This window comes from Streptomyces sp. NPDC029151 (genome assembly GCF_055564315.1).
Genome location: NZ_JBVHWQ010000010.1, coordinates 136,881 through 155,970, shown reverse-complemented (window position 1 = coordinate 155,970; position 19,090 = coordinate 136,881). Strand labels below are relative to the sequence as shown.

General features: G+C 74.1%; 13 protein-coding genes. 4 read left to right on the top strand and 9 right to left on the bottom strand.

Features of this window, described 5'->3' with window-relative positions; translation table 11 throughout:
- Nucleotides 1–27 precede the first annotated feature (27 nt).
- Nucleotides 28–888: an NlpC/P60 family protein gene (locus ACZ4VF_RS31330; RefSeq protein ID WP_467930210.1), complete on the top strand. Its 861-nt coding sequence runs from the start codon at nucleotides 28–30 to the stop codon at nucleotides 886–888.
- A gap of 21 nt (nucleotides 889–909) precedes the next feature.
- On the opposite strand, the gene helR is transcribed toward ACZ4VF_RS31330, so the two are convergent.
- Both helR and ACZ4VF_RS31320 read right to left on the bottom strand, forming a co-directional pair.
- The gene (gene helR, locus ACZ4VF_RS31325; protein WP_467930208.1) at nucleotides 910–3,093 is read right to left on the bottom strand and encodes an RNA polymerase recycling motor ATPase HelR; all 2,184 of its coding nucleotides are present in this window, start codon (nucleotides 3,091–3,093) and stop codon (nucleotides 910–912) included.
- Nucleotides 3,094–3,173: 80 nt separating this feature from the next.
- Nucleotides 3,174–4,385, bottom strand: coding sequence for a glycosyltransferase (locus ACZ4VF_RS31320; RefSeq protein ID WP_467930207.1), 1,212 nt, complete (start codon nucleotides 4,383–4,385; stop codon nucleotides 3,174–3,176).
- 269 nt (nucleotides 4,386–4,654) lie between these two features.
- On the opposite strand from ACZ4VF_RS31320, the gene ACZ4VF_RS31315 reads away from it, so the two are divergent.
- The gene (locus ACZ4VF_RS31315) at nucleotides 4,655–6,805 is read left to right on the top strand and encodes an FUSC family protein (protein WP_467930206.1); all 2,151 of its coding nucleotides are present in this window, start codon (nucleotides 4,655–4,657) and stop codon (nucleotides 6,803–6,805) included.
- A 1,087-nt stretch (nucleotides 6,806–7,892) separates the two neighbouring features.
- Nucleotides 7,893–8,702, top strand: a complete 810-nt coding sequence (locus tag ACZ4VF_RS31310; RefSeq protein ID WP_467930205.1) for an SGNH/GDSL hydrolase family protein — start codon at nucleotides 7,893–7,895, stop codon at nucleotides 8,700–8,702.
- Between the two features lie 26 nt (nucleotides 8,703–8,728).
- On the opposite strand, the gene ACZ4VF_RS31305 is transcribed toward ACZ4VF_RS31310, so the two are convergent.
- Nucleotides 8,729–9,304 (bottom strand): PadR family transcriptional regulator, encoded by a 576-nt coding sequence (locus ACZ4VF_RS31305; RefSeq protein ID WP_467930203.1) that lies wholly within the window; start codon nucleotides 9,302–9,304, stop codon nucleotides 8,729–8,731.
- A gap of 135 nt (nucleotides 9,305–9,439) precedes the next feature.
- Between ACZ4VF_RS31305 and ACZ4VF_RS31300 the strand changes: the two genes are divergently transcribed.
- Complete coding sequence (locus tag ACZ4VF_RS31300; RefSeq protein ID WP_467930201.1) at nucleotides 9,440–9,826, top strand: nuclear transport factor 2 family protein; 387 nt, start codon at nucleotides 9,440–9,442, stop codon at nucleotides 9,824–9,826.
- A gap of 97 nt (nucleotides 9,827–9,923) precedes the next feature.
- On the opposite strand, the gene ACZ4VF_RS31295 is transcribed toward ACZ4VF_RS31300, so the two are convergent.
- The 6 genes from ACZ4VF_RS31295 to ACZ4VF_RS31270 all read right to left on the bottom strand — a co-directional run bounded on the left by ACZ4VF_RS31295 (nucleotide 9,924) and on the right by ACZ4VF_RS31270 (nucleotide 18,980).
- Nucleotides 9,924–11,030 carry a lytic polysaccharide monooxygenase gene (locus ACZ4VF_RS31295; RefSeq protein WP_467930200.1) on the bottom strand — a complete coding sequence of 369 codons (1,107 nt, stop codon included), beginning with the start codon at nucleotides 11,028–11,030 and terminating at the stop codon, nucleotides 9,924–9,926.
- Nucleotides 11,031–11,143: 113 nt separating this feature from the next.
- Complete coding sequence (locus ACZ4VF_RS31290; protein WP_467930199.1) at nucleotides 11,144–11,416, bottom strand: hypothetical protein; 273 nt, start codon at nucleotides 11,414–11,416, stop codon at nucleotides 11,144–11,146.
- Between the two features lie 54 nt (nucleotides 11,417–11,470).
- Nucleotides 11,471–13,654, bottom strand: a complete 2,184-nt coding sequence (locus ACZ4VF_RS31285) for a glycoside hydrolase family 3 N-terminal domain-containing protein (protein ID WP_467930198.1) — start codon at nucleotides 13,652–13,654, stop codon at nucleotides 11,471–11,473.
- 173 nt (nucleotides 13,655–13,827) lie between these two features.
- Nucleotides 13,828–14,943: a glycoside hydrolase family 12 protein gene (locus ACZ4VF_RS31280; RefSeq protein WP_467930196.1), complete on the bottom strand. Its 1,116-nt coding sequence runs from the start codon at nucleotides 14,941–14,943 to the stop codon at nucleotides 13,828–13,830.
- A gap of 216 nt (nucleotides 14,944–15,159) precedes the next feature.
- Nucleotides 15,160–16,182, bottom strand: a complete 1,023-nt coding sequence (locus ACZ4VF_RS31275; protein WP_467930195.1) for a LacI family DNA-binding transcriptional regulator — start codon at nucleotides 16,180–16,182, stop codon at nucleotides 15,160–15,162.
- 179 nt (nucleotides 16,183–16,361) lie between these two features.
- Nucleotides 16,362–18,980, bottom strand: a complete 2,619-nt coding sequence (locus ACZ4VF_RS31270; RefSeq protein WP_467930194.1) for a SpoIIE family protein phosphatase — start codon at nucleotides 18,978–18,980, stop codon at nucleotides 16,362–16,364.
- Nucleotides 18,981–19,090: the final 110 nt, after the last annotated feature.

Genomic DNA, 19,090 nt, shown 5'->3' with positions numbered 1-19,090 from the left:
ACCACAGAAGGAAACGGGGGTTCCGGCATGCTCCGGCGGACCGGCGTCATCGGCGCGCTCATCGCCCTGCTGACAGCACTCTTCCTCACCCGGCCGGCGCTCGCCGCCGACCGGCTCCCCGGGCCGGCCGACGGCGGCTGCGCCGTCCTCGCCCCGGGCGCGACCGCCGCGGCCGAACGGGCCGTCGACGCCGCCTGCGCACAGGTCGCGGCCGGCGTCTGGTACACCTGGGGCGGCGGCCACGGCCCGCAGCCCGGCGCCACCCACGGCAAGGTCGACCCGACCGACCCGGCCAGCGAACACGACCCCGAGCGCCTCGGCTTCGACTGCTCGGGCCTCGTCCGCTACGCCTACGCCCAGGCCGCCGGCGCCGACATCCTCGACGGGGACGCCAGCGCCCAGTACTACACCCACCGCACCACCGCCCGCTTCACCGCGGCCGAGGGCCTCGCCCCGCTGCGCCCCGGGGACCTGCTCGCCTACGGCACCTCGGCCGACCTGCACCACATCGCCCTCTACCTCGGCGCCGGCAGGATGGTGGAGGCCCGGCAGTCCGGGACCAGGCTGATGGTCAGTGACGTCCGCCTCGGCGGCGACTACTTCGGGGCCGTCCGCGTCAACACCGGCACCGTCGAGGGCCCCGTCCTCCGCACCTGGGGCACCGGCGTGTGGACCAAGGCCCAGCCCTCCGTCCGGGCCGCCCGCGTCTACGCCTTCCCCGGCCCCACGACGATCCGCGTCGCCTGCCAGAAGCACGCCGAGACCGTCACCGCCGAGGGATACACCAACGACGCCTGGTCCTACCTCCCCGACTACCGCGCCTGGGTCACCAACATCTACATCAAAGGCCCGGCCTGGCTGGACGGCGTACCGGCCTGCACCGCCTGAGCGGCCGGGCCCCGCGGGCGTTCAGGCGCTGGTGAGGACGACGAGCTGCCGGGTCGCCCGGGTCATCGCGACGTAGCGGTCCACCGCGCCCTCCACGCCGTCGCCGAACCCTCGCGGATCGACCAGGACGACCAGGTCGAACTCGAGTCCCTTCGCCAGCTCCGGGGTCAGCGAGCGCACCCGGGACGTCGACCGGAACGCGGGATCGCCGATGACACAGGCGATCCCGTCGGCGTGCTCGGCGAGCCAGGTGTCCAGCAGCGGGCGCAGGTCCGCCACGGACCCGTGGACGACGGGGACACCGCCGCCGCGGATGGAGACCGGCACGTTGGCGTCCGGGAGGACCGCCCGGATGACCGGCTCGGCCTCCGCCATGATCTCCTTGGGCGTCCGGTAGTTGATGCTCAGCGAGGCCAGTTCGATCCGGCCGAAGCCGACCCTTTCGAGCCGTTCCCGCCAGGACTCCGTGAACCCGTGCCGGGCCTGGGCGCGGTCCCCGACGACGGTGAAGCTCCGCGACGGGCAGCGCAGCAGCAGCATCTGCCACTCGGCGTCGGTCAGTTCCTGCGCCTCGTCCACGACGACGTGCGCGAACGGGCCGGCGAGCCGGTCCGGGTCGACGGCCGCCAGCTCCGACTCGTCCACCAGGCTGACCTTGGCGTCCTCCCCGCGCAGCATCCGCACCAGGCCCTCTCCGTCGTCACCGTCGGCACCGGAGTCGGCCACCGCCTGGACGAGGTTGTCGACCACCTGCGTCATGCGCTCGCGCTGCGCGGCGAGGACGGCTTCCTGCCGGCGTTTGCGCCGGGCCGTCTCCGGGTCGCCGAGCCGCTGCCGCGCCGCGTCCAGAAGCGGCAGGTCGGACACCGTCCAGGCGTGGGGGTCCGTCCGTTGCAGCCGCCGTACCTCCTCGCGGGTCAGCCAGGGGGCGCACAGCCGCAGGTAGGCGGGCACCGACCACAGGTCCCCGACGAGGTCGGCCGCCTCCAGCAGCGGCCACGCCCGGTCGAACGCCGTGCGCAGCTCCCGGTTCTGCCGCAGCGCCCTGCGCAGCGGCTCGGGCGAGGCACCGCCGTCGCCGTCGCCTTCCTGCTTGTCCACCAGGATCGTCAGCAGCTCCTCCCAGACCTGGTGGCGCGCCTCGTTGTGCGCGGTGCCGGGCTCCGCCGCGTCGAACGCCACGGCCCAGTCGCCGGGGCTCAGCCAGACCTCGGACCAGGGGGTGCTGACCGCCATGCCCTCGGCCGGCGGCTCCTCGTAGAACCGCACGGCCTTCTCGATCGCCTTCACCATGTCCGCCGACGACTTCAGACGGGCCACCTCCGGGTCGGTCTCGGCCACCGCGTCCGCCCCCTCGGCGACGAGGTCCCGCAGGACGCAGGTCTGCACGCCCTCCTCGCCGAGACTGGGCAGCACGTCGGAGACGTAGGCCAGGTACGGCCGGTGCGGGCCGACGAAGAGGACGCCGCCCCGGCGGTGGCCCACCCGGGGGTCGGAGTGGAGGAGATAGGCGGAGCGGTGCAGGGCGACGACCGTCTTCCCCGTCCCCGGGCCGCCGTCGACCACCAGAGCGCCGCGGGACCCCGCCCGGATGACGGCGTCCTGGTCGGCCTGGATGGTGCCGAGCACGTCCCGCATCCGTGGCGAACGGGTGCCGCCGAGGCTGGCGATGAACGCGGACTGGTCGTCCAGGGCGGCGTGCCCGGCCAGCCCGTTCGGGGTGAACACCTCGTCCCAGTAGTCGCTGATCCTGCCGTCGGTCCAGCGGTACCTGCGGCGGCTCACCAGCCCCATCGGGTTGGCGTGGGTGGCGCCGAAGAAGGGTTCGGCCGCGGGGGAGCGCCAGTCCACCAGCAGCCGGCGGCCCGTGCTGTCCGTGAGGCCGAGCCGTCCGACGTACACGGGCTCGGAGCCGTCCGCACCGACCATGCGGCCCAGGCACAGGTCCAGGCCGAACCGCCGCAGAGTGCGCAGGCGGGCGGTGAGCCGGTGGATCTCCGCGTCCCGGTCCATCGCGTGCCGGCCCATGCCACCCGGCGCCCTGCGCTCGGCGTCCAGGCGGCGGGTCAGGTCGGCGATCGTCTGCTCGAGACACTCCGCGATGGCCGCGAAGTGCCTCTCGTCGCCGGCGACGAGGGCCGGGTCGGCCTTGGCGGCGAGGCGCTCGGGAAGGTCGAAGGCGCCGGTGGTCAGGGACTGTGTCATATCGGTGTGCTCCGTGGCGAGGCCGCTCGCGACCATACGTGCGGCAGGGCGTCGGGACGGCTGGGACGAACCTGGTGGTCTCAGTCGTGCGCGTCGAGCAGCAGCCGTGCCGCCACCTCCGCCCCGTCGGCGCGGACCCGGTCCGCCAGGGCGACGGCCCGGGCGCGGGTGGCGGGGGCGAGGGCCGTTCCGAGCGCGGCGGACAGGGAGCCGACCGCCGGCGTGGGACCGTCGTGGGCCGCACCGATCCCCAGCTCGGCCACCCGGCCGGCCCAGTACGGCTGGTCCGCCACCTGCGGCACCACCACCTGGGGCGCGCCGGCCCGCGCGGCGGTCGTCGTGGTGCCGGCGCCTCCGTGGTGCACGACGGCGGCCACCCGGGCGAACAGGGCCTGCTGGTTGACCTCCCCGACCACGCAGCAGTCGTCCTGCCCGTCGACCGGGGACAGACCGGCCCAGCCGCGGGACAGGACCACGCGGCGGCCCTGTGCGCGGACCGCCTCGACGACGACCCGGGCGGCGTCGGGCGAGGTGTGCAGGGGCATGCTGCCGAAACCCACGTACACCGGCGGGGCGCCGGCGTCCAGGAACGCCGTCAGCTCGGCGGGCAGCGGGCGCTCGTCGGGCAGGATCCACGCGCCGGTCTGGACCACGTCGAGGTCCGGCCGCTCGTACAGGGGGTCCAGTGCGGGGTCCGTCGCCACCCAGGGCCGGCCGCCGATGACGTAGTCGCGCACGTGGTCCACCGCCGGCAGGCCGATCGCGGCCCGGTTCGTGTTGAGTGCCTCGCCGAACAACGCGTCCGTGTGCCGCACGTCCAGGTCCCACAGCGCCTGGTGGTCCGTCACCTCCGGCGGGAGAGGCCGGCCCGGATAGGCGAGGGGCCGGTGGTGCGGCGACGGCAGGGTGAGCTGCTGGAAGGTCACGGACACGGCGGGGACGCCGAGTCGCTCGGCCACCGACAGGGCGCCGGCCGCGGCGGGCAGCGGGCCGGTCGCCACCAGCACGTCACACCCCTCGGCCACCGCGGGGAGCGTCTCCAGCTGGCCGGCGATCAGCCGGGCCGCGCGCTCGGGCAGGGCGGCGGGCGCCGGACGGGCCGTGGTGAGCGCGCGCGCCGACGGGCCGACCGGTGTCAGCGGCACGCCGGCATCGGCCAGCCGCCGCGCGAAGTCCTCGTCCGGCGGCGCGCACACCCGCACCCGTGCGCCGTGCTCCCGCAACCGCACCGCGAGTCCGGCCATCGGTTCGACATCTCCGCGCGAACCAAACGTCGACAAAAGCACACGCACTGGGTGAATCTCCTATTTCCACAGCTTCCTGGCCTCGGCCGGCAATTCTGCGGGACGACGGGGGCCTTGCCGCAAGCCCCCCAGTGCGCTATAAGTTAAGAGTGGCAAGGAATGGGTGACCTCCTTGCCTTTCCTTTTGTCGCCGAATTCTGCGCGTTCTCCGCGGCTTTCCGCCTGTTTTCCGCGCCTTTTTTCCCGCCCTCCTCCCAGCCGCCCGTTCCGCCGGGCCGTGAGGTGCCGGACCCCCGGCCGTCGGCGATTCTGTAGGGGTGTGGGGTGTCCCGGCCCGGCTGACGACGGCCTACGCCGCCTCCGGCCGTCGTGCGCTGCGCGTGACGCTGGTCGCGGCGGCGGGCTTCTACGCCTTCCGCTACGGCCTCGACCGCCCCGTGGCGGCGACGTACGCGCTGTTCACCGTGGTGGCCCTGGGCGGACTGTCCAGGATCCCCGGCACCGGCCCGCAGCGGGCCGCGTTCATCGCGCGCCTGCTGCCGGTGTGCTGGGTCCTGGTCGTCGTCGGCACCTGTCTGTCGGTGCGGACGTGGAGCGCCGTGCTCGGCATGCTGGTGGTCGGCTTCACGCTGGCCTTCTCCGCCGTGGGCGGACCGCGTCCGGCGGGCGCGGCGCCGGGCCTCCAGCTCCTGTACATCCTGCCGTCGTTCCCGCCGTACGATCCCGGCTCGCTCGGCGACCGGCTGCTCGGAACGACCACGGGCGTCGCCCTGTTCGTCGCGGCCGAGGCGCTGCTCCTGCCCGAGCCCGCCCCGCCGTCGTACCGGGAGCGGGCCGCCCGCGCGGCCCTGGTCGCCGAGCGGTGCGCGGCGCGGCTCGCCACGGCCGGCGGTGCCCTGACCGGCACGGACATCCGGGCCGCCCAGGACGCCGGCCAGGCGCTGCGCCCGCTCAACGTGCCGGAGGCCGAACGCCCGGCGGGGCCCGGCGTGCGCGAGCGCGCCCTCACCCACACCGGACTGGCCACCCGCACCCTGCTCGGCAGACTCGCCCAGCTGCGCCCCCTACGGGACGACGAGACGGCACCCCACGTGACCGCCGTTCTGCGGTCGGTGGCACGCCTCGCCGGGGCCACCGCCGGCCGCCTGCGCACCGGGACGTCCCCGGTGGCCCTGCGGGCGGAGCTGCTCACGGCGCGCGCACGCCTGTCCGCCGTCTCCGCCGGCCCCCCGTCCACCGGCACCGGCGTCTGCCTTCCGCCCGAGGTCCTGCGCTGCCACGCCGCCGTGCTGGAGGTCGCCGACGCGGCGCTCGCGATGGGCGCGGCGGCCGATCTGGCGGTGGGCGGCCGCCGCGCCTCGGTGCCGCTGCCGCCCGGCCGCTTCTGGTACGCCACGACCCCGGCCCCGCTGCTGTGGTGGCACCGGGCACGCGGCCACGCCGGACGCCGGTCGGTGTTCTTCCAGAACGCGGTGCGCATGGCCCTGGCCCTGACGGCCGTGCGGTTCGTCGCCGGAGTGGACACGCTGCCGCACGGGTTCTGGGCCATGCTCGCGACCCTCACCCTCACCCGGACCACCCTGGGCGCGACGTGGAGCACCGTCCGCCTGGCGCTCGCGGGCACCCTGGCCGGGGCCCTGGTCAGCGCGGGCGTGCTGATCCTGGTGGAGTCCGACACCGCGGTGTACGCCGTCCTGCTGCCGGTGTGGATGCTGTGCGCCTTCACGGTGGGCCCGGTCCGGGGCGTCGGCTGGGCGCAGGGGATGTTCACCGTGCTCGTCGCGCTGGTCTTCGCGCAGCTGGCGCAGCCGACGTGGCGGCTGGCGGAGGTCAGGATGCTGGACGTGCTGGTCGGCAGCGCGATCGGCGCCGTCTTCGGGGTGCTGGCCTGGCCCCGGGGCGCGCATGACGAGCTGCGCCGGGCCGCGGCGGAACTCCTGCGCCGGGCCGCGGAGATCGTCGTGGCGACCAGCGCCTCGGTCGCGGCCGACGTGGCACCGGCCACGCCCTCGGGGGTGCCCGGCCACCGTTCCCTGCAGCGGGCCGTCGTCCTCGCGGAGTCCGCGTACGCGCAGGTGCAGAGCGAACCCACGCCCTTCGGGGGCGGTACACGCGGGGCGGACCCGCGCACGGTGGACTGGCAGGCGACGCTCATCGCCGGTCACCACACCCTGTGGGGCTCGGCCCGGCTGCTGGAGCCGCCGCTGACCGCGCTCGGCCCGGAGGCCGCCGAGTCGGCCGGCACGCTGGGCGAGCGGGTGGCGGGACGCATGCTGCTCGTCTCGGCCGCGCTGGACCCGGCGGACGACGCTCCGGCCGCGGCCCCCTCCTTGACCGACCCGGTCCTCGCCGGTTTCACCGCCGAACCGCCCGGTGCTCCGCGGCGTTACTACGCGACCGTGGCCTGGCTGGACTCGCTGATGACCGACCTCGCCCGGATCGCGCACGGCGCGACGAGGAAACCGTGACGTCCTCGCCGGCTCCCGCGCCCACGGACGGGCGGCCACGCCGGCGCGGCCGCCCGTCACCACAGGACACACCCTGGAATTTACAGACGTCGCGCGCGTGAACACAGAGCGTGACGGGGCGCGCGTCGCAGGCGCGTGAAGCCGTGGGGTGCCGCGGTCCAGCTTGTGATCGCTCTTGACAGGCAGGACGGTTGGCGGGCGAGGTGATCCCCTCGCGTCGCCACGGACGTCCCCCACCCTCGGTCGGCAGGTCCCTGGGGCGGGCGCGGCGGGCCGTTCGGCTGTCGGTGGGGCGGCGAGCACGGTCCGGGAGGCGAAGTGGCGGTAGCCGGCGCGCTCGAACGCGGCCGCCATGGGACGGTTGGCCAGGTCGGTGTCGGCCGTGATCCGGCGGGCGCCCGCGGCGAGCAGGACGCGGGTGGTCTCCGCCGGCAGCTCGTCCACGTGTTCCCGGCCGCGCAGGGACGGCAGCACACCGAGGTAACCGACCACGAAGCTCCGGTCGTTGCGGGACGGGACGAGGAGGCAGGCGAGGGTGCCGTCAGGGGTGTGGGCCAGACGCCACCAGTCCCGGTTGCCGGATATCGCCCGGTAGCCCTCCAGGTCGTCCCGGGCGGCCCTCTCCACGCCGTGCCCGGCGACCGCGCGCCGGGTCGAGGTGTCGAGGCTTCCCTCGGCCACCTGGCGGACGGCGTCGAGGAACACCTCGTCGTCCGGTTCCGGCCGGAGTGCCAGCCGCCCGGGGAGCGCGCGTGGTGGTGTCCGGCCGGCCGTCCACGCGTGGCGGAGCCTGCGCAGCACATCGGTGAGGCCGGCCGCCGCGGCCGCCCTGATCCGCCAGTCGAACGCGGCCGCCGACCGGGCCGGGGGCCCGTCGTTGCGGGAGAAGAGGTGGAAGTCCGGCAGCCGGGTCATGCCCTGGGAGCGGAACCGCCGGTGGGCCGAGGTGATCAGCTCGGCGGCGAGCGCCCGACGGTCGCCGGCCGGCTCGTGCACGTGCAGACAGTCCAGCGCTCTTGTATGTCCACCTCTTATTATTAAACAATGCACCTAGGTGTGGGATGCCTGGTGGAGAGGCGGTCGGTCGGTGTCGAGCGGTGGGTACCTGCGTTACGTCGCCCTGGGGGACAGCCAGACCGAGGGAGTCGGGGACGGTGACGACGTGCGCGGGCTGCGGGGCTGGGCGGACCGGCTCGCCGAGCGGATCGCGGTGGACAGCCCCGGTCTGCTCTACGCCAACCTCGCGGTGCGCGGGCGCCGGGCCGGCCAGGTGCGGGCCGAGCAGCTCGCCCCGGCACTCGCCCTGCGGCCCGACCTCGCCACCGTGGTGGCGGGGGTGAACGACCTGCTGCGCCCGGGGTACGACGTGGAGGACGTGGCCGGCCACCTGGAGGCGATGTTCGCCGCCCTCACCGCCCAGGGCGCCACCGTCGCCACGCTGACGTTTCCCGACGTCGGCCGGATCACGCCGCTCGCCCGACCGCTCGGCACCCGGGTCCGCGTGCTCAACGAGCGCATCAGGGAGGCGGCCGCACGCCACGGCGTCGTGGTGGCGGAGACCTCCGCGCACCCGGTGGTGACCGATCCGCGGCTGTGGAGCACCGACCGGCTGCACGCCGGCCCGCTCGGGCACGCCCGTATCGCGGCCGCCGTCGCCCACGCCCTCGCCCTGCCCGGCAGCGACGACGGCTGGACCCGGCCCCTGCCGGCGGACGACACCCGGTCCTCCTGGCCGCGGACCGTCGCCACCGAGCTGCGCTGGGCCGGCACCTTCCTCGGGCCCTGGCTGCTGCGACGCCTGCGGGGCCGCTCCTCCGGCGACGGCCGCCGGGCCAAACGGCCGTCCCTGCTTCCGGTGACCCCGCTCGCCGAGGACGCCTCCTCGGCGCCGGGGTGACGGCGCGCCGCGGACGTGCGGCCGGGTCAGCCGTCGGCGCGCAGGACCGCCATGCGCTGGTCGAGCCTGCGGAGCACCATGTCGCCCCAGTGGAGGTTCTCCCGCTCGAACGCCATCCCGCGCATCAGCGTGAGGTACGGGCCGATGCGCTCGGCCTCGGCGAAGTACGCCTCCTCCGAGCGCCCTTCGAGCAGACGCTGCCGGATCCGTTCGTAGCGGGCCAGCTTGGCGGTGGCCCACTCCATGCGCTCGGCGACCGCCGCGCGTACCGCCGCGATGTCGCCGGCGTCCAGGCACTGCACCTTGACCAGCAGCTCGTCCCGGATCACCGACGGCCGGCCCGGGGGCTCGGCCGTGTAGGCGCGTACGGCCTCACGCCCGGCCTCGGTCAGGGAGAACAGCCGCTTGTTGGGGCGGCGCTCCTGCTGGACGACGCGCGCCGAGACCAGCCCCTCGGCCTCCATGCGCTCCAGTTCCCGGTAGAGCTGCTGGGGCGTCGTCATCCAGAAGTTGGCGACCGTCGCGTCGAAGCCCTTCGCCAGGTCGTAGCCGGATGCCTCGCCCTCCAGGAGGGCGGCCATCACCGCGTTCCGCAAAGCCATGGGGCACAAGCTAGCACCAGTGCGAGTAGTCAATGAAGTGATGATGTAGCGCGATCCGCCCATGGACAAACGCATGACGACGGCCATAGCCTGCCAGCTCGGCTATTCAATTCGTTGACTAGACAGGAGTGGTGTATGCATCCCTTCCGCGCGGCCGTCGAGAGCGGTGACCTCGACGCCGTCGCCGGCCTGCTGGCCGACGACGTCGTCTTCACCAGTCCCGTCGCCTTCAAGCCGTACCGGGGCAGGGCGATCACCGCGGCGATCGTGCGCGGGGTGTCCCGGGTCTTCGAGGACTTCACCTACGTCCGCGAGATCGCGAACCCCGACGGCCGCGACCACGTTCTCGTCTTCACCGCCACCGTCGCCGGGAAGCAGCTCCAGGGTGCCGACTTCCTGCATCTCGACGAGGACGGCAGGATCGACGAGTTCACGGTGATGGTGCGCCCGCTCTCCGCCGCCCAGGCGCTGGCCGAGGCCATGGGCGCCCAGTTCGAGCAGATCGCGCGGGAGGCCGGCTGACCCGCGTGCCCCCGGCGGTCGCCGGGCACTCCCGCAGCCGTCCGACGCTCACCGCCCCACCCGGAACGGACCGGTGAGACGGTGAGCCCGGCACGGGTCAGGTGGTTCCCTGTGCCGTGACGCAGCCGATCGAACCGGCGGGCACGTTGTTGCCGGTCGAGGTGGCGGTGAAGCCGAAGGTGACGCTGCCGTCGGCGGGAACGACCCGGTTGTGGTCCACGTTGCGGACCGTGACCGTGCCGTCGGCGGCGGTGGACTGCGTGCCGTTCCACAGACTGCTGATCTTGGTGCCGGCTCCCGGCCGCCAGGACACGGCCCAGCCGTCGAGCGGCTCCGTGCCGTGGTTCATGACCTCGACGGAGGCCTGGAAGCCACCGTTCCAGGAGTTCACCACGGAGTAGACGGCCATGCAGGAACCGGTGTGCGGATCCGTCGGTGTCGGGGTCGGGGTCGGGGTCGGGGTGGGCGTGGGCGTCGGTGTGCCGCCGGAGCCGCGGATGCCCGTGACCTCCCCGTGGCCGCCGTCGAAGACGATGTCCGAGCAGGAGAAGAAGTTCTCCTGGCTGTCCGAGCGGACCCACTGGATGAAGAGCAGCGCGTCACCGGAGCGGCCGGACGGGAGCTTCATGTCCCAGTAGTAGTGGCCCCCGTCGGTGCCCGGCGACCCCGTCTGCGGAGGGTTGGTGACCGTCTGGACCGGTTCGAGGTCGGCCCAGCGCAGCGCGGAGGTGGGTGACCAGCCCTGCTTGGTGACGTAGACCCGGAAGTCACCCGGGTGCGCCGCCCAGTTGCTGTACTGGGCCTGGATGGTGGCCCCGCTGGTCAGATGGGTGCGCGGCCAGTCCGACCGGGCCGCGTTGTAGGCGCGGAAGTCGTACGGGGACCGGTCGCCCGCACTGCACAGCGTGCCGTCCGGCACGTAGCCGGCGCCGCGGCCCCCGGCCTTCGAGTCGAGCACGGCGAACCAGTTGTACAACGCCGTCGCACCGCTCTGCGCCAGCGCGTCCCGGCACGCCGGGTTGGTCGGGTCCAGCCCGCCCGTCGTCGTGTGCGCGTCGAGATAGCACAGGTAGGTGCGCGATCCGGGCAGCATCGCCACCCCGTGCGCCTGGGCGCTGGTCTGCCCCAGCAGGGTCAGGGCGAGTGCGGCCAGCAGCGTCGAGAGGGCCGCTGCCGCCGAGACGAGTCTGTTGCGTCGAGCCACGTTCTGCTCCTTCCGGTGTGGATCAGGCGGGTGGTGCGCCCCGGGCGGGTGCCGTACGGGGTACGCGGGACCGCCGGGGCGCGCCGGTGTACGTCGGGGCACCGTCGCCTCGCTCAGGTCGACGGACGGGACAGTGGTGTCCTCGCCGTGGAGGGTGTGGCCGGGGCCAGGGGGGCCGTCGTGGTGGGGCCGGGGCCGGCGTGGGACGAGGCGCCGGCGAACGGGGTGTCGACGTGGGTCCGCTCGGCGGCCGCGGGGTCCGCCGTGAACCGGCCGGTCAGGCCCAGTGCCAGGGCGGCGAGCACCGCGCTGGCAGCGGCCGCACGGCGCCGTCGGCGCCCCGGTCCCGGCGGGGGTGCGGGCGCTCGGCGGACGGCGGGTGCCATGGGTCCTCCTCGTGGGCGCGGGGGTACGAGGTGGTGCTGCCGGCGGGCGGACACTCAGCTGCCGGCGCAGTGGAGGCCGGGGGCGCCGGCGGTGCCGTCCGCGGTGAAGCCGAACGAGGCGGTGCCGCCGGGCGGCAGGGAGCCGTTGAAGGCGGCGTTGCGCACGGTGGCCCGGCCGTCGGCCGTGCTCAGCGCACCGTTCCACAGGCTGGTGACGCGGGAGCCACCCAGGTCCCAGTCCACCGTCCAGCCCGTCAGCGCGGCCGAGCCGGTGTTCTCGACGGTGACCTCCGCCTGGTAACCGCCCTGCCAGGACGACGTGGTGCGCAGCCGCGCGGTGCACGCCCCCGGCGCCGGCGTGGGCGCGGGACCGGTCCCGGAGTACGTCAGCCCGTACCCGTAGGGGAAGAGCGGGTCCTTGCCGTCACCGTCGTTGACGGGCTCCTGGGCGGACGTCCTCGGCCAGCTCACCGGCAGTTTCCCGGTGGGGGCGTGGTCGCCGAACAGGACGTCGGACACGCCGGCGCCCTCCGTCCCGGGCAGCCAGGCGGCCAGCAGCGCCTTCCAGTCGGGCAGCCGGTCGGCGATGTCCAGCGGACGGCCGGACACCAGGACCACGACGACCGGCACCCCGCTCGCCTTCAGCCGGGCGAGGGTCCCCAGGTCCTCCTGGTCCAGTCCGAGGCCGCCCGGCCGGTCGCCCCTGCCCTCGGCGTACGGGGTCTCCCCGACCACGGCGACGGCGGCGCGGTAGCTGGAGTCGATGCCGTTGCCGTAGCGGTCGTAGGTGACCCGGGACGGGTCGGTGACGGCGGAGCGGATGCCCTGCAGGATCGTGGTGCCGTCGGTGACGGGACCGCTGCGGCCCTGCCAGCCGACGGTCCAGCCGCCGCTCTGGTTGCCGATGTCGTCGGCGGACTTGCCGGCGACGAACAGCTTGGCCGACTTCGGCAGGGGCAGCACACCGCCCTCGTTCTTCAGCAGCACCTGTGAGGCGCGCACCGCCTGCCGGGCCAGCTCCCGGTGTGCGGCCGAGCCGACCGTGGCGGTGTACGAGCGGTCGGTGAACGGCTTCTCGAACAGACCCAGTTGGAACTTCTTGGTGAGGATGCGGCGGTTGGCGTCGTCGATCCGGGACTGCGGGATCCGGCCCGCGGTGACCTCGCCGCGCAGCAGGGTGAGGAACTTCCTGTAGTCGTGCGGGACCATCACCATGTCGACGCCCGCGTTGACGGCCGTGGTGATCTCGGCGCCGGTGAAACCGCTCTGCCCGTCGAGCTGGTCGACCGCGGCCCAGTCGGACACGACGAACCCGCTGAACCCGAGTTCGCCCTTCAGCACGTCGGTCACCAGGTACTTGTTCGCGTGCGACCTGACGCCGTTCCAGCTGCTGTACGACAGCATCACCGCGCCCACCCCGCGGCGCACCGCCTCCCGGAACGGCGGCAGGTGGACGGCGCGCAGGTCGGCCTCGGACAGCCGGGTGTCGCCCTGGTCCACGCCGCCCGCGGTGCCGCCGTCGCCGAGGTAGTGCTTGGCGGTGGCCAGCACGGACGCCGGGCCCGCACCCAGGGTGTCGCCCTGCAGGCCGGTGATGAACGTGGTGAGCGCGGAGGGCAGTTCGGGCGTCTCGCCGTACGACTCGTAGGTGCGGCCCCAGCGGTCGTCGCGGGCGACGCACAGGCACGGCGCGAAGTCCCAGTCGATGCCGGTGCCCGACACCTCCTCGGCCACCGCCCGTCCGATCCGCTGGACGAGCGCGGGATCGCGGGTGGCGCCGAGGCCGATGTTGTGCGGGAACAGGGTGGCCCCGCGGACCGCGTTGTGGCCGTGCACCGCGTCGATCCCGTAGATCATCGGGATGCCGAGCGGTGTGGTCAGGGCGGTGCGCTGCAGGGAGTCGTAGGTGTCGGCCCAGGTCTGGGCGTTGTTGGGGCTGACGGTCGAGTCGCCGCCGGACAGCACCGATCCGATGCGGTAGGCGGCGAGGTCGGACTGCGGGACGAGGGCGTCCTTCTCGATCTGTGTCATCTGGCCGAGCTTGTCGTCCAGGGTCATGCGCGACAGCAGGTCGGTGACGCGGTCCGGCACGGGTAAGGACGCGTCCTGGTAGGGGAGGAGCGCGGCCGGTGCGGCCGCGGGCTCCGGTGCGGCCGCGGCCGGCGCGGTGAGGGCCAGGGCCGCCGCACACACGGCCAGGGCCGTCAGCGGACGGCGGCGGGTGGACAGGAGGCTCATGCGGGCTGGCCTTTCCTGGAGTCCTGGGGGCGGCCGGGAGGGCGGCGCCTGTGGAACCGGGACCCGCCCGATCGGCGGGGCGGGACGAGCGGGTCCCGGGGCGGGTGGGGTGTGCCGTGCTGCGCCGAGCCGGTGGGCTGTGCCGCGACGGCGCGTCCCGAGGGACGTGTGGGTCAGGCGGTGGTGCAGGTGGCCCCGTTCAGGCTGAAGGCGGCGGGCTTGGCGAAGGTCCCGGTGTAGCTGCCCTGGAACCCGAAGGACACTTGGCCGCCGGGTGCGATCTGCGCGTTGTAGGTGAGACCGCTCGCCGTGACCGCGCCCGAGGACGGCGTCACGCCGGCCCCCCAGGCGCCGGTGATCCGCTGCCCGGAGGGCAGGGTGAAGGCCAGCTTCCAGTCGTTGACGGGGGAGGATCCGGTGTTGGTGACGGTGACGTCGGCGGTGAAGCCGCCCTGCCAGACGTTCGTCGCGTACGCCACCTTGCAGACCGCCGGGTTCCCGGAGCCGCCGCCGGTCTCCACCGTGGACGAGAAGGAGTTCACGGAGAGGCCCGCGCCGTTCTGCCAGGGCTCGAAGCCCGCCTGCACGCTGGTCAGGTACCAGCTGTCCTGCGCGAGCCCCCGGGAGACGGCCTGCCGGACGAAGTCCATGACGTCGAAGCTCCAGCTGGTGATCGCCGACGGGGCGACGAACGACAGGACGTCGTTGGTGCCGTTGTTCCCGGACCACACCTGCCAGGTGCGTCCGGCGACGGTGGCGGTGCCGACCTGCGAGCCCACCGGCTGGATGGAGCCGACCTTGTTGAACCACACCATGATCTCGGTCCTGTTCACGCCGTCGGTACGGGGCGTGGGGTCGAGCCAGATGTCGTACGCGGCGTCGTACACCGCGTTGCTCACATAGCCGTACGAGATGCTGGTGGGCGCGGCGGAGATGCTGGAGAGCCGCGCCGGGAGCCTGGTCCCCGGCGAGCAGTTGGTGTAGTGGCAGCCGTTGTACACGGACGGGTAGGACTTCGGGGCGCCGTTCGTCGGCACCGAGCCGTCGGCCTGGGTCACGCGGAAGCCGGAGTCCGTGGCGGTGATGCACTGGGTGTCGGCGGTGCCCCAGCGGTTGTTCTGGACGACGTAGCGGTCCTGGATCGTCGTCGACCCGTACTGTTCGCAGATCGTGGTGTCGGCCTGGGCCGCCGGGGCGACGGTGAGCAGCGCCGCGAGCGCGGCGAGGGCGGTGAGGAGCGCGCCCAACAGGCCGCGCGTTCCACGGGCATGGTGCTTGGACGGTCGCATGCGGGTCCTCTCCGTGACGGTGGGGGGAGGGGGCGGGAGCGCTCCCAGGGCGTCTGGGTGGGAGCGCTCCCATTCCCCCCGTTGGGCAGGGACTGTAGGGAGAGTTCATGTTCCTGACAAGACTCGGCGCGGGAACGCGTGTCGAAAGAGTTTCGAATCCCCAGGTCAGGATGCGGGCCAACGCGAGCCGAGGACGCTTTGGGAGCGCTCCCGAGATCAGGCCGAGTCGCGCACCACCAGCTCCGTACGGAGGATCACGTGCCGCCACGCCACGGACGGCTCCTCAAGCTCCTCCAGGAGCAGCCGCACCATGGCCCGCCCGATCTCCTCCAGCGGCTGCCGCACGGTCGTCAGCCGCGGTTCGGTCCGCTCGGCCAGCGGGAAGTCGTCGAAGCCGATGACGGCGACGTCCCGAGGCACCCGCCGGCCCGCCGCGCGCAGCGCCTCCAGGGCGCCGGCGGCCGTGGTGTCCGAGGCGGCGAGGACACCGTCGATCTCCGGGTGCCGCTCGATCAGCCGGGCCATGGCGCGCCGGCCGCTCTCCTCGGTGAAGTCGCCCTCGGCGACCCAGGACGGCCGCGCCTCCACACCGGCCTGCGCCAGGGCCTCCCGGTAGCCGCGCAGCCGGCACCGGGTGACGTACATGTCGAGCGGTCCGGTGATCGTCGCGATGGTGCGACGGCCCGACCCCAGCAGCCGGGCGACCGCGTCGCGGGCGCCGCCGACGTTGTCCGCGTCGACGTAGCTGACGTGCTCGTCGGCCGAACGGCGGCCCAGCAGGACGGTGGGCAGCCGGGCCTCGGCGAGCATGTCGGGCAGCGGGTCGTCGGCGTGCACGGACATCAGCAGCACCCCGTCCACCCGGCCGCCGCGGGCGAACTCCAGGAAGCGCCGCCGCTCGGTGTCCGAGCGGACCAGGGTCAGCAGCAGCTGCATGCCGGTGTCCGTCAGGGCGTCGCCGATCGAGGTGACGATCTCGGAGAAGAACGGCTCCGCGAAGTTCCGCCAGTCCGGCTCCGTCATGACGAGCGCGACGGCGTCGGCGCGCCGGCCGGCCAGCGAACGGGCCGCGAGGTTGGGCACGTAGCCCAGTTCCGCGATGGCCTGCTGTACGGCCCGGCGCGTCGATTCCTTCACGCCCGCCTCGTTGTTGACGACGCGGGAGACCGTGCCCCGGCCCACTCCGGCGTGAGCGGCCACCTCCTCCAGCGTCGGCGTGCCAGGGCGCCGCCTGCCCATGACCACCTCCCCCCACGAGATCACCGATATTACGGCTCCGGCGACAGCCGGCCCACAGCGTCTCCCGTGCCGGGGGCGCGGACCGGACACCCGCGCGCCCGTCCGGACCGGCGGTGCGGATGTCCGGACCGGCGGTGCGGATGTCCGGACCGGCCGTGCGGATGTCCGGACCGGCCGTGTCAGATGTCCAGGGCGTCCAGCAGGGCCGAAGGGTCCGGCTCCGCGGCGCTGTCCAGGGTCTGCTCGGTCCAGATGACCTTGCCGCGCGCCGCGTAGCGGGTGCCCCAGATGTCGGCGAACTGGGAGACCAGGAACAGTCCGCGGCCGCCCTCGTCGGTCGTGGCCGCGCGGCGCAGCCGGGGCGAGGTGTTGCTGCCGTCCGACACCTCGCAGACCAGGGTCCGGCCCAGCAGCAGTCTCACCCGGACGGGCGGGGCGCCGTACCGGACCGCGTTCGTGAGGAGTTCGCTGAGGATCAGCTCCGTGGCGAACGCCGTCCCCTCCAGCCCCCAGTCGGCGAGCCGCCGGCCGACCTCCCTGCGCACCCGGGGTACGGCCTCGACGTCGAAGGGGACGTCCCAGGTCGCGACGCACGAGGGGGCGAGCCGCCGGGTGCGCGCGACCAGCAGCGCCACGTCGTCGCTGGGGTGCGCGGGCAGCATCGTCTCCACGAGGGCCTGGCAGGTCTCCTCCGGTGACCGGTCCGGACGGGCGATGGCCGAGGAGAGCAGCTCCAGGCCCTCGTCGATGTCCCGTCCCCGGTTCTCGATCAGTCCGTCGGTGAACAGGACGAGACGGCTGCCCTCGGGCAGGTCCAGCTCCCCGGCCTCGAAGGGGTGCCCGCCCACCCCCAGCGGTGGTGACAGGGGGAGGTCGGGGAAGGTCACCCTGCCCTGGGGGTCCACCACGGCGGGCGCGAGGTGCCCGGCGCGGGACAGGGTGCAGTGCCCGCCGACCGGGTCGTAGATGACGTAGAGGCAGGTGGCCCCGGTCAGCGGTACCCGGTCGTCCTCGTCTCCGTCGGCCGCGCCCTGGGCGTCCAGCCGGGTCACCATCTCGTCCAGGTGGCCCAGCAGTTCGTCCGGGGCCAGGTCCAGCGAGGAGAAGTTCAGTACGGCCGTGCGCAGCCGTCCCATCGTCACCGCGGCCTGCAGCCCGTGACCCACGATGTCACCGACGACCAGCGCCACCCGGAAACCGGGCAGCGGGATCACGTCGAACCAGTCGCCGCCCACACCGGACCGCGCCGGCAGATAGCGCGAGGCGATCTCCAGCGCCGCCTGCTCCGGCAGGCCCAGCGGCAGCAGATTGCGCTGCAGCGTCACCGCCAGCTCGTGCTCGCGGGAGTACCGGCGCGCGTTGTCGATCGCCACGGCGGCCCGGGCCACGAGCTCCTCGGCCACGGCGACGTCCTCCTCCTCGAACGGGCCGGAGACCGCACCGCGCCAGAAGTTGACCATGCCGAGGATCACCCCGCGGGCCCGGAGCGGCACCGTGATCAGCGAGCTGATGCCGTAGTCCAGCGCCCGCCGCGCCCCCTCCGGGTCCTGGGCCCGCCAGTCCTGGGCGGTGCGCAGGTCGGAGACCAGGACGGCCCTGCCCTGCCGGAGCGCCGCCACCATCGGCGTGTCGGCCATCACGAACCGGATCACGTCGCCCACCGGCTGCAAGGGGTGCCCCGTGCGCGAGGCCCGCAGCGCGGTGCGCCGCATCTCGTGGACCGCGCTCGTGGGCTCCTGGCCGCGCAGCACGGAGTCGAGGAGTTCCACGGTGACGACGTCGGCCATACGGGGGACCGCCACCTCGGTCAGTTCCTCCGCCGTGCGCCGTACGTCGAGGGTGGTGCCCACCCGCACGCCCGCCTCGTACAGGAACGACAGCCGGCCCCGCGCGACCTCCGCCTGCCCGGACAGGGCCCTCAGCTCCGTGGTGTCACGGAAGGTGGCGACCAGTCCCTGGACGCCGCCGTACGGGGCGGTGGGCCGGATGTTCACCGCCAGCAGCCGGTCCCCGGCCGGGATGACCTCGTCGGTCACGGTCTCCTGCGACTCCAGCAGGCGGGTCAGACGCGGCCCCAGGCCCAGCTCCCGCACCTCCCGCTGGTCGGCTTTCCGGGGCAGGTCCAGCAGCCGCTGCGCCTCGTCGTTGGCGAGCAGGACGCGCCCGTCGCCGTCCAGGATCAGCACCCCCTCGCGCACCGCGTGGAGCACGGCGTCGTGGTGCTCGTACATCCGGGTCATCTCGGCGGGGCCGAGCCCGTGGGTCTGGCGCATCAGGCGGCGGCTGACCAGGGCCGCGCCGCCGGTCGCGAGGAGGAGCGCCCCCGCGGCCGCGCCGAGCAGCTTCGGCATCTGCTGGTTCAGCACCTCGCTGACGTTGGCGTACTCGATCCCGGCGGTGACCAGGCCGACGACGCGCCTGCTCGCGTCCGTCACGGGGACGACCGCGCGTACGGCGTCGGCGGGCCGGCCGTGGAACGTCTCGGTGAACGTCTCGCCGGCGATGGCCCGGCCGACGCCCTGCGCCTTGGTGCCGACCAGAGCGGGGTCGGGGTCGGTGAGCCGGACCCCGTGGCGGTCCAGGACGGTGACGAAGTCGACGCCGGAGCCCACGCGCGCCTGCTCCGCCGCCGGCTGGAGCCGGGCCATGGGGTCGGGGGAGCGCAGCGCGAGGGCCGTTCCGGGCGCGTGCGCGAAGGACTCCGCCGCCGCCAGGACCCGGTCCTCCGCGTTGCGCTGGGCGTCGTACCGGCCCTGGACCACCAGAGCGGCGGCGGCCACCGTGACCAGCACCAGCATGATCAGCGCCTGGAGCAGGAAGACCTGCGCGGCGAGCGTACGGACGCTCAGGGACGACGAGAAGCGCCGTCCGCGTGACGGCCAGGGCCCTCGTCCACGGGACGGAACGG